Here is a 16,783-nt window from a genome sequence, read left to right as displayed (position 1 = left end):
CCGTCAGAATGAATCCAAGGTAGATAAAAACGAGAAGCTCATGTCCAAACTGTTATCCCGCTGGTCCCCTTCGGCACTGTTCCGCCATCTTCCTCGGTTCGCGCCGAGCTAGCGGCTCTCCTCTCTATTGCTATTGATACTTGAGGCCATGCGAGCCTCGAAAGCCTTCGTGCGTCTGCTGCGGAGGTTTCATTTCACACGTCCCGGTTCCGAATAATATGTGCAAGCTGATCACCACCTTCCTGACTCAATTCATGCGGACGGCGCGCCGTGCATTTAGCGGAGGCGGAGGGCTGGCAAGGGCCATTGCGGCGTTGTTGTTGATTCTGGGGCAGGCGAATGCCCTGGCAGCCAACGGCGCCACCTATGTTACGCACAACATCCCGACGACAATGGTCGCGGGCGAGCGCTACACCATCAGCGTGACGATGATGAACACAGGGACCACCACGTGGTCTGGTACATCCTATTCCCTCAAGCTCCTGAACACGACAGGCTGGGCCTTCACCGGCATTGGCCTGGGAGCGTCGGCTTATGTGAATACTTCAAAGACATTCACGCTGAGCATGGTCGCGCCCACCACGCCAGGTACCTACGGCATGCAGTTCCAGATGTACCAAACCAATATTGGCTGGTTCGGCGACTATACGCCATCCGTCTCCATCGACGTCGTTCCGCGCGTTCCTGACGCCCAGTTCGTGTCGCAAACCGCGATCCCAACGATGACGGGTGCGCGAACTTATACCGTGAAGATGAGAAACACGGGCAACTATGCCTGGGCAGCAGGAACCAGCATCCAGCTTGGCACGCAGAATCCGCCGGACAACGACCTCTGGAAGACCAAGCGGCTCAACCTGTCGGTGGCCACCGCGGTTGGCGCCGAGGGAACCTTCAGCGGTACCATCTATCCTCCTGTTGAAGGCGGCTATTACGACATGCAGTGGCAGCTGGTGCAATCGGCCACGGGCATGTACTTCGGCGAGGCCACACCAGTCCAGACGGTCGCTGTGGCGGGACCGGCGCCCTCTGTGCAGGTCGTCAGCCCTGCGCCAACGGACATCTTCGTTGGCAACGGCGGTTACATCGATGTCCCGGTCACGGTCAATGCCACACCAACGGGCATTGCCACGATCACGAAGGTGCTGATCTACTATTACGATGGTACGAGTTACGTCCTGGTCGACCAGCAGGAGGGGCCGACCTTTGACAAGGTGCTGCGTAGAGGGGCGGGCAATCAGACGCTCTATGCGCGGGCCGTGGACTCCTTCAACAAGTGGTCTCCGATGACGCCATTTGCAATTAAGGCCATCGTCGACAACGCCGTCTTGTCTTCACATACCATACCGACCACCATGGTGCCGGGCGCGCAATACGATGTGTCCATCACGATGAAGAACACCGGCGGCACCACGTGGGACCCTGCGAACGTCGAGCTTGTCGCCCAAAACCCGCTTGAGAATACAAAGTTCGGCATCAGCTCGATGCCGCTGACCGAGGTCGTGTCACCCCAGGGTATTACCACCTTCCGGGGAACGATGACAGCTCCCGAAACAACAGGAGTTCAAGGCACCCAGTGGCGTTTGCGCGAGAACACGCGCACCTATTTCGGCAGCACGGTCAGTGTCAGCGTCAATGTGGCCAACCCCTCCAACCTGTCGACCGTCATTTCCCGCGACGCGCCCACTACCATGAATGCAGGGCAGACGTATCCGGTGACGATCGTCATGAAAAACACCGGTACTGCCACGTGGACCCCGGAGGCCGGGTACTACCTGACGACTCCCGACACCATCACCGCCTGGGGCGACATCCGGGTGCCGGTGAGCGGGCCGATTGCACCCAATGCCACAGCAACCTTCACTTTCAACGTTATTGCCCCTGCCGTAGGGGGACAGCAAGTTCTTGCTTTCCGGATGAAGCAGGACGGCATGGGCATTTTCGGAAACCAGTCTTCCGAGATCGTGAATGTCCTGGTTGGACCACCTATCGTTGTCATTGACGGCCCGCCGAATGGGAGCACCTACGCCGCCGACCCCGCAACGGACATGGCGATGGTCCCCATGCAGGGCCATGCCACGGCATTGGGCGGGAACTCTATACTCGCCTTGTTTGTGTTCGTGAACTCCGACGCACCTGCCTTCGTACATGGACCGGTGTTCGATGGTATGGTGCCAATGCCTGTGGGTGCCAATACCGTCGTCATGTATGCCGTGGATAGCGCGGACGGGCGGACGACAAGCGACCCGATTACTGTCTACGTCACCGGCAAGGACGCGCAGTTTGTCAGCCAGACCCCAGCCGCGCCATATTTCAGCGGCGAACGCCGCACCATCAGCGTCACCATGCGCAATAACGGCACCACCACCTGGCAGCCTGGCGACGTGCAGGCTGGCAGCGGCATGGCGCTGGTTTCGGATTCGCCGCAGGATAACCAGAGCTGGGGCATTGCCCGCGTCCCGCTGGCCAGTGCCGTGGCGCCCGGCGCGGAAACCACCTTTACCTTCGAAGTGACGGCTCCGGCCACCGCAGGCCAGCACACCATGCAATGGCGCATGCTGGACATGGCCAACAATGTCTTCGGCATGCCGAGCGATCTGCTGACGCTGACGGTCAATGAACGGCCCATGCCTGTACTGTCGCTGAGCGCCACCCCGCAGAACGTGCGCGTGGCGCCGGGCCAGTCGGCCACTGTAACCATTACTGCTCCCGCCACCCTGACTGGCGGGCAGCTGACCAAGCTCGAGCTGTTCCAGGACACCGGCAGCGGCTACGGCGCCACGCCTATCCGCACGGCCAACGGTCCGGCGGCCAGCCTCTCGCTGAACGGTCCGCTCTCGCTGTCGAACGGCAGCTATCGCTTCAAGCTGCGAGCAACCGACGAATGGGCCCGCACCGTCGAATCTGCGCCGGTCACGGTCAACGTGACTGACAGCCCGTTGCAGGGCCTGGTCTCCGGCGTGCGCTCGAACGCATCGCAGCAGCTGCAACTGGTGGGCTGGGCATGCCGCCTGGGCGCGGCCGAAGCGCTCGGCTACGAGCTGTATGCCAATGCGCCGCCCGCGCTGGGCGGCACCCTGGCGGGCAGCGGCAGTGCTAATGCCAGCACCGAACTTGGCGATGCTTCCGTGCGCGCCCAGTGCCAGACGCCGGACGCATCGCACCATTTCGTCATCGACCTGACGGCGGCGGCCAGCCAGTTCCCCGGCGCCCCCTTGTACGTGGTGGCCCGCGCCGCCGATGGCGAGCAGATCGTGCTGCCCTGTGAGGACAACAGCTGCCACCTGCCGCAAGGCCTGCGCATCGGCCTCACTTCGCCGAACGCCAATAACCAGGACCGCTACCGCTATCCGGCGCCAGCCTTCATGCGTGCCGTGGTGAGCGGCATCAGCGGCACGCCGGATGAAGTGACGTTCAACGTCAACGGCAGCTGGGTTCCCGGCGTGGACGAAGGCGGCGGCGCCTACTCGGCCAGCAAGGACGGCCTGGCGGCAGGTATGGCGCCCTATACCGTGTTTGCCCGCGTACGCTTTGGCGACACCATCCTCATTTCCGAGGAGCGCCAGTTCTACATGGACGCGGGAATGGTCGCGGGCTCCATGGTGCCTGCGCAGGGGAGCGTGCTGACCCTGGGTGTTCCAACGATTCTGAGCACCACGCTCAGCGGCCCTGTGCCTGCTGGCCAGTCCATTCGATTTGTGATCGACGCTCAAGTTGCGCAACAGCTGCGCACCATGGCGAAGAGCAGCAGCACCAAAACTGCTGCCAAAACCACGACAACGATGACGGCCACCGCCACCACCAGCGGCGGCAGCACCGTAATCGAAGCCCAGAACAATGGCGACAAATGGACCGCCGTGTGGGTGCCGACCCAGCAGGGCAATTTCAGCATGCAGGCGCGGCTGTACGATGGCGCTGGCGCGGAACTGGCGGCGTCGGGATCGGTTGCCTTCACTGTAGGCGCGGGGCAGGGCAGTGGTACTCTAACGCCCATCGTGGTCGACGTCCCGCAATTGGCGAACGACGAAGCAGGCAGCCTGCCGGGTAAGCTGGCGGCGACGCCGAATGGCAGCGCGGCATACAGCATTCCCTTCCAGCTACCCCCTGGTACGGCGGGCATGGTGCCGAACCTCGGCCTGAGCTATGACAGCGCCATCTCTTCCGGTCCGGCTGGTTTGGGCTGGAGCTTGGCGGGCTTGTCCGAGATTGGTCGCTGCGGCCGTACGGTAGCAACGGATAACGCATCTGATGGCGTGCGCTTCAGCGCCTTTGTCGGAGTCAATGGCACCGACGCACAGTATTCCAATCAGCCGGTAGACAGGCTATGCCTGGACGGGCAGCGCCTGGTTCTGGTCAATGGCGACAGCAACAGCCACGCAGCCTACTGGGCTGCGGATGCAGAGTACCGCACCGAGATCGAGACCTTCACCCGCGTGCGCACTGTCATGGTGGGCGCCCAGCGTACCTTCAAGGTGGAGACCCGCGATGGGCGCACAGCCTACTATGGCGATACCATCGACAGCTATATCGAGGCAATCGGCCGCAGCGACGGGCAAGCGCACCGCTGGCGCGTAAGCCGCGTGGCAGACCGCAGCGGCAACTACGTCAGCTACTACTACAGTGAGCACGCCGTCAATGGCGAGAGCAATCCGCTGGAGATTCGCTGGGGCGCAAACAGCAACAGCGGGCAGCCGCATTATGCCGCCGCGCGCTTCTCCTACGAAGCGCGGCCGGATGCGCGATATGCCTACGTGGCCGGCTCTCCCAACTTCGAAGCGGACCGCCTGACCCAGGTCACCACCTTTGTCGGAATCGGCGCGGACGGCACGGGCGGTACCGAGGCTGTGCGCTACACCTTGAACTACGAGGTCAGCCTGAGCAGCCAGCGGAGCCTGCTCAAGTCCTTGGTCGCCTGCGACGGCGCCACCTGCCTGCCAGCCACCACCTTCGAATATGGAACGCGCTCGGGCACTACGCCGGGCTTTGTGAGCCTGGGCGGACCGCGCGTCGGTCCGAACCTGGTCGCGCTTGGAAACAATGGAACTGGATCCGGCTATGCAAAAGGCCCGCTCAATGAAATCCTGGTGGAGGACTTCAACGGCGACGGCAAGGCAGACATTCTGGAGCGCTATCGGGTAGACGCGAACCTGCATCAGCAACGCCTGTACGAGTCCAATCCCGATGGCATGGGATGGACCGTCAAGCAGCCCTTCAGCACTATTCCGGGCAGCCTTGCGGTAATGGAATCGGGAGATTTTGATGGCGACGGCAAGGTCGACCTGCTGGTTGCGGACTGGAACCTCGGCTCGCCCGCGTACAACTGGCGCATGTGCTGGGGACGCGACTTCAGCAACGGCAGTTTCGCCTGCAATGGCAGTATCAGCCTGCCTGCCGATTCGTGGTCGACCACGCTGCAGCCCCCGGCGCCCATGCGCATGGTGCGCGACTTCAATGCCGACGGCAGGGATGATCTCTTCCTGCGTTCCGGCGACGGCGTCTATGCCGTCGCTCGCAACTACAAGTGCCTCTCCAATGGCAGCGGCTTCGATTGCCAGGACGTGACGGGAACCTATCTGGCAGTGTCGTTCGGCGACGCCGCCAATGGCCGCCCGAGCTCGGGAACCGCGTTCGACGACATGGATGGCGACGGCCGCGTCGACCAAGTGGACCTGGGCCGCTGCATGCGCGTGCGCGACGACGGCACCGGGCGCTATGCCTGGTCCTGCGACGGCCTGCCGGGTGGTGATGGGCAAAGTTACGTAGCGGTCAGCACTTCGACCGAGAAGGGGGCTGCGCAGTTCTATGCCACCTGGGACCCGAGCCCGGACAACCGCACGGCAGCCCTGCCGCCGCCTTCCACCGGCACCCTGACCGGCGACTTCAACGGAGATGGCTACAGCGACCTGCTTTACGCGACGGCTACCCTCGACGTGGGCGAGAACCCAGTAAGCGTTCGCGGCAAGATCTGCCTGTCCAAGGGTAATCACGAGGCCGACTGCCGGGTACTGCCGGCGTCGAACAACCCGGCATTCGATCACTTGGTGATGATGGTGGCCGACTACGACGGCGATGGGCTGCTCGACGTGCTCCGTCCCGCGAACGACAGCTGGAACCAGGACAATGTCACTGCATATCAGCTGTGCCACGTGGGTCCGTCCGGCCTGTTCCACAGCTGCGAACCCTGGGCAGGTCCGACCTTCTATGGTGTGCGGGGCGATTCGGTCATGGCAGGCGTGACGTATGACGACACCTATCAGCGTAATCGGTCCATGTTCCTGGGCGATTTCGACGGCGATGGCAAAATCGACATCGCGACTTACACCCAGGGCAGCACCTGGGAGATATTCGGCTCGGCCGATCTCGCCAAACCGGGCGAAGCGCTGGACCGGCTGGTGCGGGTCACGAACGGCTTCGGCCTCGTCGAGAAAGCGGAATACAGCCCGGCCAACTCGTCTGTGGCGTACACGCACGAGGTGACTGCCTACGACGGCCCGGTGGTCCAGCAGGGCAAGCGGATGCGGCCGGGCCAACTGGTGCGTGCCATCCACCGCAGCAGCGGCCAGGGCGGCTGGCTCGATACCGAGTATGCCTATCACGGCTTTGCCATGGATCCGCGGCGCCGGAGCAGCATCGGCTTCGCGCAGATCGACGAGCGCGACGTACAGAACGACATCACCAGCACCAGTTGGTTCTACCAGAACCACCCCTATGTCGGCATGGTGAAGCACGCCCGCACCACCGACCGCGATGGCACCTGGCTGAGCGACCGTGATTCCACAGCCGTCACCCGGAATATCGCGCAGGCCAACGGCATCACCACAGCCTTCCCCTACGCGAGTCCGGAGTACGTCGCCGCCACGGACCTGGACAACAGCTTCCTGGAACGCAGTTCTGTCGTCAGCACATATGACGACTGGGGCAATCAGTTGACCGTGACGCGCCAGCGCTACGGCACGGATAACCTTTCGGCAGGCACCATCACGGTCACCCGCACCTATGACAATGATCCGCTCACCTGGCGTCTTGGCGAGGTGCGCACGAACACCGAAACGCGTTCGATTGGCATGTCCCAGCAAAGCCGCCTGACGGCCTACACCTATGACGGCGCTGGACTGTTGGCGACCGAAACGGTGGAACCGAACGAGCCCGCGCTGCGCGTGCAGAAGACCTATGACCGCAGCGGCAACAGCTTCGGGCTGGTCAATCGCACTATCCTTGGCTGGACAGACCCTTCAGGCGTGAGCCGCACCCGCACCATTTCGGACGTTACCTACACTCCGGACGGCCGCTTCCCGGCCACGCGCAGGAACGCATTGAACCAGGAGGAGGCGCTGCAGTTCGACGCCCGTACGGGTGCAATGACGCGGATGGAGGATGCTAACGGCCTGGTCAGCACGGCGACGGTGAACGCCTTCGGACGTGTGCTCAGCTCCACCGCCGTGGACCAAACGGAAACCTGGACCTACCTGAAGCGCTGCAATGCGGACTGCCCGCCGCAAGCAAGGTTCATGCAGATCAAGGACTTCAAACTCGGGCTCGAGCGCATAGCCGTGCCGAAGATAACCTTCATGGACGCGGCCGAACACCCCGTGCGCAGCCTGACCTGGGGCTTCGATGGCCGGAAAGTCGCTGCCGACACCGAGTACGATGCCCAGGGCCGCCGCTACCGCAGCTGGCAACCTGCCTTTGTCACCGACAGCGAGGCGCTGGCCGCTGAAGTGCCAGCGGGCGCGATGCTCGCCAGCGAGTTCGGCTACGACGACCTCGACCGCGTGACCAGCGTTCAGACGCGTGACGAGGGCGGCCAGCCGGTCACCAGCCAGACGAGCTACAGCGGCCTGACGGTAACCTGGACGAATGCCAAGAGCCAGCAGAAGAAGGAGACCCGGGACGTGTGGGGCCGCCTGAAAACGAGCCTCGACGCCTACAACAAGGCGACCACGTTCAACTACGATGCCTTCGACAACCTCCTGAACACCACCGACCCCCTGGGAAACGTCGTGACCATGGAGTACGACAAGCTGGGCCGCAAAACCGACCTGCGCGATCCTGACCTGGGCTGGATCCACTACGACGTGGATGCCTTGGGCCAGGTTTGGCGCCGGATTGCACCAAACCAGCGCGCCAAAGGCCCGGCGGCCACGTTCTCGACGCGCACCACGTACGACGAGCTGGGGCGCATGACTTCGCGCATCGCCGAAGACCATTCGGCGGGCTGGGTCTATGACAAGCTCGATAGCCAGGCCGACTGCAAGAGCAACCACAGCTGCGGCAAGCTGGTGGAGTCGTTCACCTTGGCAGGCAGCACGAAGGACTTCCGCAAGCAGCACAGCTACGACCTGTACGGCCGCCCCGATACGGTGGTGAGCTACCTGGACACGGCCTACATCAGCCAGGTGCAGTACGACAACTGGGGCCGCACGCTGCGCCAGCTGCATCAGCGCGGCAGCGGCACGCCGAAGGTGTTCGACTACCGCTACAACGGGGCCGGGCAGCTGGAGCGGATCGAGCGCGGTGCGCTGGTGCTGTGGCAGGCCACCGGCATCGACGCAGCCGACCGCGTCATCGACGGCGCCCTGGGCAATGGCACCACCTTTGTGCGCAGCTACAACCCGCAAACGGGTCGCCTGTTCTCCAATACGCTGAACAAGCAGGGCACGCGCCTGGTGCAGGACGCCTATGGTTACGACAGCCTGGGTAATGTGCTCACGCGCGGCCAGGAATGGCAGGGAAATATGTTCTTCGAGGCCTTCGAGTACGACAGCCTGAACCGCGTGAAGAATGCCCAGATGCTGTCCGAAAGCCAGCCGCGCGTGTACACCTACGACGACATCGGCAACCTGCGCAGCAAGAGCGGCGTGGGCACGTACGGCTATCCTGAGCCAGGTGCGAACAGCGTGCGTCCGCACGCGGTATCGAGCATCGACGCAGGCAGCCTGACCTACGACGCGAACGGCAACCTGCTGACGGCGCCGGGGCGCAGCACGCCGTGGACCTGGACCAGCTTCGACATGCCGAAGCGCACCACCAAGGGCAGCGCCTATAGCGACTTCGTCTATGGCGCCGACCGCCAGCGCCTGCGTCAGACGCGCAGCGACGGCACCGACATCTACTATGCTGGCGCCCTGGAAGCCGAAGTGAAGGGCGGCGCGGTCACGGTCAAAACCTACTGGCCTGAAGGCCTGGGCGTGGAGATCGAGCGTAACGGCGCCACGAGCCTGAACTGGCTCTACAAGGACCGCCTGGGCAGCGTGGCGGCGATCACGGACGAAGCAGGCAACCTGAAGGAGTCAATGGCCTACGACGTCTGGGGCGCCCGCCGCAACCTGACCACCAGCGAAACGCCAGCGGGCCTGGATGGGGTGGTGGACAACAAGGGCTTCACGGGCCACGAGATGCTGGATCAGGTGGACCTGGTGCACATGAACGGGCGCATCTACGACCCGCTCGTGGCGCGTTTCATGAGCGCGGATCCCTATATCCAGGACCCGCGCAGCGGCGAAAGCTTCAACCGCTATAGTTATGTGTGGAATAATCCTGCTAGCTTTGTCGATCCAACTGGGTTCATGACGACTGTGTTCGTTCCGGGAAGCCGGGGCCCGACTCTCGATGAGCTGGAGAGATTTTGGAGCTGGGCAAACGGCGTTGCAAACAACGAACTCTTCCGAAAGCCTGCAGAAGCCGTAAAAAGCGTCGCCCAGAAAGCGGTAAAGGCTGGAGCCCGCGTGGCGCGATGGGGCGGAGTTGCAGCAACCCTTATGCTCACGCCAAGTAACGCCCTCCAGACTCCGGCCGGGAACTGCCATCCATCGGAGCTAATCTGCGCTTTCGATCCTCTGCTCGGGGAATGGACCAAGGCCGCCGGAGAGAAAAAGTTAGCCGCGGATTATGAGCGGAATCGTCAGGTACTCGCTTCCGAGGCGGATAGTAAAAACGGTACAAACCAAAGTGATCCGGCAGCGCCACCGCAGCCTGGCGAAATTCCAACATTGGATTGGAATGACCCTACCAAACCGCCCATCGGTCCCAACGGGGAAGAATGGGTTTGGCGCGGGAAGCCCCCACAAGGAGGGGATAAAGGTGGGTATGTGAATCCGTCGAATCCCGACCAGAGCGTTCATCCAGACTTGACTCACCCGGCGCCAGTCGGCCCACATTGGGACTACACCGACCGGAAGAAGGACAATCCCGGATGGCGTGTGTATCCAGACGGGAAAATTGATAAGAAATAGGAGAAGGCAAATGGAAATCGTTAGCAAAGCGCTTTCCCTTGAGGAGGTGCTCCCGCACTTCATTGAAACGCTTAGCCAAATCCAGGGCGGGTCAGCAGATCTTGCTCGTACTCTTGCCACGGGGACTGTTAGTGTACTAGCGCCGGACTGTACAGCTCAAAGCCGTCTCTACGATTTCAGACACGGAGGACTCTTGGCGCCCGCCAGTCTGGCGGAAGCGACTGCAGGGAATGTCCAGCCGGTTGCTAATACTGCCGGATTTTTGGCAAAAGAATTGGTGGGCTTTGGAGGAATGGATTGCCTGGTACACGACCCACTCAAACAACCTGGCGAGGCGTCGGATACCGATGGTCAAGCCATTCTAATTGATGGCTCGCTATTCTATTTGAATAGACAGTGTATGCAGTCTGAGGCAGACCTCGTGGACAGAATACGCCGTAATACGCTTAGTTGGCACTTCCTGCAATTTATCGGACGTTACCGGAACTCTGAGTTGTCTACTCTGAAGTCAGTTTTGCTACATTCCGTTTGCATTGTAGTTGGTGCCTATGATGGTGAGAGTTATCTCATCTGGCGCCGAGATTAGATGTGGAAAGGACGGAACCAAAGTTGAGTCACCGGTGCCAGGGGCTACCGACGGCGGGGAACGAGGATTTGAACCACGCCCGCTGGTTTTGACGGAGCCAATAAGGACTTCGACGACATGAACCCCTCGAACGTGGGGGCTGGTCAATGGCGGTCGCGCAATCGGAGGTCTCGCTGGCGGCGCTGTCGCAGCAGGTTGCGATCTGATCACGGGTGGTGGCTGTGTGCTCGCCAACCCGGTGTTCGTTGCTGGAGGAGCCGCACTAGGTGCAGCGGGTGCCGCGTATCTTGCCAATGAGATCTCAGATTCATTGAGTGGTACAAACGGTGGAGATAAGCCCAATCTGCTTGACGACAAAGGCGAGACACACGTCCTGGACGGTGACGCTACTGGCGGCGGCCACCGCCCGGGAACAGGAAAGCCAGGGAAGAGCGAGTTTCCATCCAATTGGTCTGATGACAAGATCAAGGGGGAGATTTCCGATGTGGCTACTGACCCCAATTCGACGAGAACGCCAGGCCGTGGGGGGCGGACCATCGTTCAAGGTACGCGCGATGGCATTGACATTACGGTGGTGGTCGAGCCTGATAGCAAGGGCGGTCGGATTGTCACCGGGTTCCCAACAAACGTACCAAGAAATCCAAAGTGATAAAAATGTCTGATTTTGCGGTTGTTGAATCTCTCTTTTGCCGACTCTTGTCGGCGCTGAATGGCGTGTTTTCCGTGTCCGAAATAGCTGAAGTCTCAGAATTCGTTGATGTAGGGGAGTACGGGCTGGCCTTGGAAACGGCGGTTGATATTTTCGTTGAAGAGGGAAAAGTGGCAGAGGACGATGTGATTGTCCTAGTTCAGTCGCTTGCTAATGCTATGGAGCTTCCTGCTGCCGAATATTCTGAACGCTTGCGCACTGCTGGCAGAGAATAGTCTGACGGTAGGCAGAATGATTGGCGTGCGACTTTAGCCGTTGCGTGCGAAGGCCGTCGCCGATCATTTTGAAACTCTATAGCGCCTCCGTGCCCGCTTGGCCAGGTGAGCAGAACGATGAACCGTTCCGGAAATCTGGGAGGCTCCAACATTTGAGAGAATGGAGCCATGAAACGAAAATCCAAGTTTTCCCCCGAGGTGGTGGAGCGCGCAGTGCGGATGGTCGAGGAATCGGCCAGCCAGCATGAATCGTAGTGGGCGGCCATCGAATCGATCTCGGCCAAGATCGGCTGCACTTCCGAAACCTTGCGGCGCTGGGTTCGCCAGAACGAGCGCGATACCGGCAAGCGCGAAGGCGCACGACGGCCGAACAGGAGCGCGTGAAGGCGCTGGAGCGCGAAGTCAAAGAATTGCGCAGAACGAACGAAATCCTACGCTTGGCGAGCGCTTTTTTCGCCCAGGCGGAGCTCGACCGCCGCTTCACGCCATGAAGGCTTTCATCGACGCGCATCGTGCCACTTACGGGGCCGAGCCGATTTGCAAAGCCCTGCAGGTCGCCCCGTCGAAATACTGGCGTCATGCTGCCCCGTGCCGCGATCCTGCCTTGCGCTGCGCACGCACACAGCGTGACGATGTGTTGAATGCTCACGTTCATCGCGTGTGGCAGGCCAACTTCCAAGTCTACGGAGCAGAAAAAGTCTGGCGCCAGCTGCGCCGGGAACAGGTCGACGTGGCGCACTGCACGGTCGAGCGCTTGATGCGGCGGGACGGGCTGCGCGGCGTGGTCCGCGGCAAAGTGGTGCTTATCACGGTCCCCGACAAGAAAGCGCCATGCCCATTGGACCGGGTCAACCGGCAGTTCCGCGCCGACCCGCCGAACCGGCTTTGGGTTAGCGATTTCACTTATGTCTCGACCTGGCAGGGATTCGTCTACGTGGCTTTCGTGATCGACGTCTTCGCCCGGCGCATCGTCGGCTGGCGTGTGAGCAGTTCGATGCGCACGGACTTCGTTCTCGACGCGCCAGAGCAGGCGTTGTACGCCCGCCAGCCCGAACGCGACGATGCATTGCCATAGCGACCGCGGATCGCAATACGTTTCGATAAAGTACAGCGAGCGCTTGGCCGAGGCGGGAATTGAACCGTCGGTGGCCAGCAAGGGCGACAGTTACGACAACGCCCTGGCCGAGACCATCAACAGTTTGTACAAGGCTGAGCTGATCACCGCCGCGCTCCCTGGAAAACGCGCGAGGCCGTCGAACTGGCCACGCTGGAATGGGTGTGCTGGTTTAACCACCACCGAATACTGGAGCCCATCGGCCATATGCCACCGGCCGAGGCCGAAATGAACTACTATCCTCAACTTTGCGGTCAAGCCATTTCGGTCTGACTCACACCACGGGGCCTCTCAAAATCCCGGAACAGTTCAAGCTCGATAGCCAGGCCGACTGCAAGAGCAACCACAGCTGCGGCAAGCTGGTGGAGTCGTTCACCTTGGCAGGCAGCACGAAGGACTTCCGCAAGCAGCACAGCTACGACCTGTACGGCCGCCCCGATACGGTGGTGAGCTACCTGGACACGGCCTACATCAGCCAGGTGCAGTACGACAACTGGGGCCGCACGCTGCGCCAGCTGCATCAGCGCGGCAGCGGCACGCCGAAGGTGTTCGACTACCGCTACAACGGGGCCGGGCAGCTGGAGCGGATCGAGCGCGGTGCGCTGGTGCTGTGGCAGGCCACCGGCATCGACGCAGCCGACCGCGTCATCGACGGCGCCCTGGGCAATGGCACCACCTTTGTGCGCAGCTACAACCCGCAAACGGGTCGCCTGTTCTCCAATACGCTGAACAAGCAGGGCACGCGCCTGGTGCAGGACGCCTATGGTTACGACAGCCTGGGTAATGTGCTCACGCGCGGCCAGGAATGGCAGGGAAATATGTTCTTCGAGGCCTTCGAGTACGACAGCCTGAACCGCGTGAAGAATGCCCAGATGCTGTCCGAAAGCCAGCCGCGCGTGTACACCTACGACGACATCGGCAACCTGCGCAGCAAGAGCGGCGTGGGCACGTACGGCTATCCTGAGCCAGGTGCGAACAGCGTGCGTCCGCACGCGGTATCGAGCATCGACGCAGGCAGCCTGACCTACGACGCGAACGGCAACCTGCTGACGGCGCCGGGGCGCAGCACGCCGTGGACCTGGACCAGCTTCGACATGCCGAAGCGCGCCACCAAGGGCAGCGCCTATAGCGACTTCGTGTACGGCGCCGACCGCCAGCGTGTGCGCCAGACGCGCAGCGACGGCACCGAGATCCACTATGCCGGAGCACTCGAAGCCGAAGTGAAGGGCGGCACGGTCACGGTCAAGACCTACTGGCCGGAAGGCCTGGGCGTGGAGATCGAGCGAAATGGCGCCACGAGCCTGAACTGGTTCTACAAGGACCGCCTGGGCAGCGTGACGGCGATCACGGACGAAGCAGGCAACTTGAAGGAGTCGATGGCCTACGACGTCTGGGGCGCCCGCCGCAACCTGACCACCAGCGAAATGCCAGCGGGCCTGGATGGCGTGGTGGACAACAAGGGCTTCACGGGTCACGAGATGCTGGACCAGGTCGACCTGGTGCACATGAACGGTCGCATCTACGACCCGCTCGTGGCGCGTTTCATGAGCGCGGATCCCTATATCCAGGACCCGCGCAGCGGCGAAAGCTTCAACCGCTATAGTTATGTGTGGAACAACCCAGCTACCTTTACCGATCCGTCTGGATTCGAAACGGAGACCGTGTTCGTGCCGGGGAGGCGCATATGCACGCTCTGTGAACGGATGGAATGGGAGATATACTTACGCGAGAAGTCGCAACGCCTCCAGTCTGGAATCGAGCGCTTCAAGCAGGTGGCCAAGCCAGTTGCCAGGATGGCAGTGACTGCGGCCCGCCCAATGCTGGTCAATGGCGGTCGCGCAATCGGAGGTCTCGCTGGCGGCGCTGTCGCGGCCGGCTGCGATCTCATCACGGGTGGTGGCTGTCTACTCGCCAACCCGGTGTTCGTTGCTGGAGGAGCCGCACTAGGTGCAGCGGGTGCCGCGTATCTTGCCAATGAGATCTCAGATTCATTGAGTGATACAAACAACGATGGGAAGGTGACCGTCGCTCCGGGCACATCAAATCCTATGGAAGGTGAGCCTGGCTCCTGTAGTACTTGTAATAACAGAAAGGGAGAGCGAAAGCAGGATCGCTACTATGGCCCGGATGGATGGCCACAGAAAGACGTTGATTACGATCATGATCATAAAGACGACAGTGGAAAGAAGGGCGGAAAGCCGCACGTACATGATTGGGATCGCCCACCCGGCGGCGGTCGTCCGAACGCTGACAATCGCGGTGGAGCCCGTCCGCCACAACCTGGAGAGGTTCGGCCATGACTGAAGTGATCAGAGATTCTGATGGTACGGTGATCGAACCAAGTCTGCATGATTCAAAATTGATTCGCATCGATTTTGGAAGGCAGCAACTCAGCATGTACTTTCAATGCGTGGGAGAGATTTTTTTTCGGCTTGTGGTGAGGAATATTGTCCTAATGCTTGGAGCGCATCTGGCGGAGGAAAATATCGTCCTTGACGTTGTTGTTACGGAAGGCTTGGACGTTTCGGACGATGCCCTAAGCTCCATCCTTCCAGCCAAGACGGAAGCACAGCTGAGGCACGTTACCGCTATAAGAAGGAGACTTTCCGATGGCAGTTTGAGGCTGCTAGAAATCTCGCCTTCTTATGGAGGTGAGATAACGATCATTTGTGAGTCCGTCGAATACGAGGAAGTGACCCGCCCCATCTCAATCTAGAAGAGCTCTGTTGATACAAACAAAGAAGAGTGAATCGCCATCATTTCTCTAGACACTCTGCAGCCGTAGAGAATGCCGCTTTTCGAATTCGATCGGCGAAAGCCTTTCGCTGAATCCATGGCGACGCTTTGGATTGTAGAACATCTCAATGTAGTCGAAGACATCCTGCCTGGCCTCGTCGCGGGTCGAATAGGTCTTGCGCCGTATTCGCTCGCGCTTTAGCAACTGGAAAAAGCTCTCAGCCACGGCATTGTCGTGACAATTGCCTCGTCGGCTCATGCTTTGCACGAGGCCATGTGCCGCCAGGAAGTCGCGCCAATCGTAGCTGCTAAATTGGCTCCCCTGATCTGAGTGGACCATAACCTCTTCAGTCGGTTGTCGGCGCCATACAGCCATCAGCAAAGCGCTCATCGCCAGCTCGCGGTCGATCCGTGAACTCATCGACCATCCGATTACCTGACGAGAGAACAGGTCCAAGACAACTGCCAGGTAGAGCCATCCCTCACAGGTTCGCAGGTAGGTGATATCGGTGACCCACACCTTGTTTGGTTCAGTAACATCGAACTCCCGTTGCAGGTGGTTGGGTGCGACGACCGATGGTGGGCCGCCGCGCTTCGACTTCCGCTTGGCGTAGCCCGTTTGAGAACGTATGCCCTCAGATCGCATCAGGCGATGAACTCGGTTGATCCCGCATTGCTCACCAAGCTCCTGCAAGTCATCGTAGACCTTGCGGTAACCGTAGACCGCGCCGCTCTCCAGCCAAGACTGCTTGATATGGCCAAGCAGCCGTCGGTTCTCTTTCTCACGCGGACTTTCGGCAGTGATGCACCAAGCGTAATAGCCGCTGGGGTGAACCTTGACCATCTTGCACAGCCGCCGGACTGAATGCACGGCCTGGTGCTCGCGAATGAAGGCGTACCTTACCCGGACGTCTTGGCAAAGTACGCCGCGGCCTTTCGCAAAATATCGCGCTCCTCGGTGACGCGTTTCAGTTCGGCCTTCAGGCGCCGCATTTCCTCTGTCTGGGCGTCGTTGGCCTTGCGCTCGGCCTCGGGAACGCCGTAGCGCTTGATCCAAGCGTAGATGCTGTGAATGCTCACGCCGAGGCGCTCAGCCACCTGCGCTGCTGGATGCCCGCGATCCAGCACCTGCTTGACCGCCGCAACCTTGAATTCTTCCGTGTACCGCTTTCCGCTCATGATGACTCCTTTGCC

Annotated in this window: 7 protein-coding genes, 1 pseudogene and 1 other annotated feature; of the genes and pseudogenes, 7 read left to right on the top strand and 1 reads right to left on the bottom strand. The window is 61.0% G+C overall.

Annotation, left to right across the window (positions count from 1 at the left end; translation table 11 throughout):
* The first annotated feature begins 218 nt into the window (after window positions 1-218).
* The 7 genes and pseudogenes from LSQ66_RS09850 (at window position 219) to LSQ66_RS09825 (ending at window position 15,569) form a co-directional block, all read left to right on the top strand.
* Window positions 219-10,229 (top strand): NBR1-Ig-like domain-containing protein, encoded by a 10,011-nt coding sequence (locus LSQ66_RS09850; protein WP_231769600.1) that lies wholly within the window; start codon window positions 219-221, stop codon window positions 10,227-10,229.
* A 10-nt stretch (window positions 10,230-10,239) separates the two neighbouring features.
* Window positions 10,240-10,815 (top strand): hypothetical protein, encoded by a 576-nt coding sequence (locus tag LSQ66_RS09845; protein ID WP_231769599.1) that lies wholly within the window; start codon window positions 10,240-10,242, stop codon window positions 10,813-10,815.
* A 223-nt stretch (window positions 10,816-11,038) separates the two neighbouring features.
* A complete protein-coding gene (locus LSQ66_RS24805; protein ID WP_407659598.1) occupies window positions 11,039-11,464 on the top strand; it encodes an EndoU domain-containing protein in 426 nt (141 codons plus the stop codon).
* Window positions 11,465-11,469: 5 nt separating this feature from the next.
* Window positions 11,470-11,739 carry a MafI family immunity protein gene (locus tag LSQ66_RS09840; RefSeq protein ID WP_231769598.1) on the top strand — a complete coding sequence of 90 codons (270 nt, stop codon included), beginning with the start codon at window positions 11,470-11,472 and terminating at the stop codon, window positions 11,737-11,739.
* 168 nt (window positions 11,740-11,907) lie between these two features.
* Window positions 11,908-13,126: pseudogene (locus LSQ66_RS09835) on the top strand (IS3 family transposase).
* Window positions 12,185-12,301 (top strand) — a sequence feature (AL1L pseudoknot). Its footprint overlaps the pseudogene before it by 117 nt.
* Window positions 13,102-15,153, top strand: a complete 2,052-nt coding sequence (locus LSQ66_RS09830; protein ID WP_231769597.1) for an RHS repeat domain-containing protein — start codon at window positions 13,102-13,104, stop codon at window positions 15,151-15,153. Before LSQ66_RS09835 ends, LSQ66_RS09830 begins: the two are co-directional and overlap by 25 nt.
* Window positions 15,150-15,569, top strand: coding sequence for a hypothetical protein (locus LSQ66_RS09825; RefSeq protein WP_231769596.1), 420 nt, complete (start codon window positions 15,150-15,152; stop codon window positions 15,567-15,569). The genes LSQ66_RS09830 and LSQ66_RS09825 overlap by 4 nt, the downstream gene beginning before the upstream one ends.
* A 48-nt stretch (window positions 15,570-15,617) precedes the next feature.
* Here the strand turns inward: LSQ66_RS09825 and LSQ66_RS09820 are convergent.
* Window positions 15,618-16,768 (bottom strand): IS3 family transposase gene (locus tag LSQ66_RS09820; protein WP_231766978.1). Its coding sequence is split into 2 segments (ribosomal slippage): window positions 15,618-16,528 and window positions 16,528-16,768, totalling 1,152 coding nucleotides; the frame shifts between segments, so codons are not numbered across the junction.
* Window positions 16,769-16,783 lie beyond the last annotated feature (15 nt).

The sequence above is a fragment of the Massilia endophytica genome, assembly GCF_021165955.1.
In the GTDB taxonomy this organism is placed as follows: domain Bacteria; phylum Pseudomonadota; class Gammaproteobacteria; order Burkholderiales; family Burkholderiaceae_D; genus Rugamonas; species Rugamonas endophytica.
Note: the sequence above shows the minus strand (reverse complement) of the source record. Positions and strands in the feature narration are given on the sequence as shown.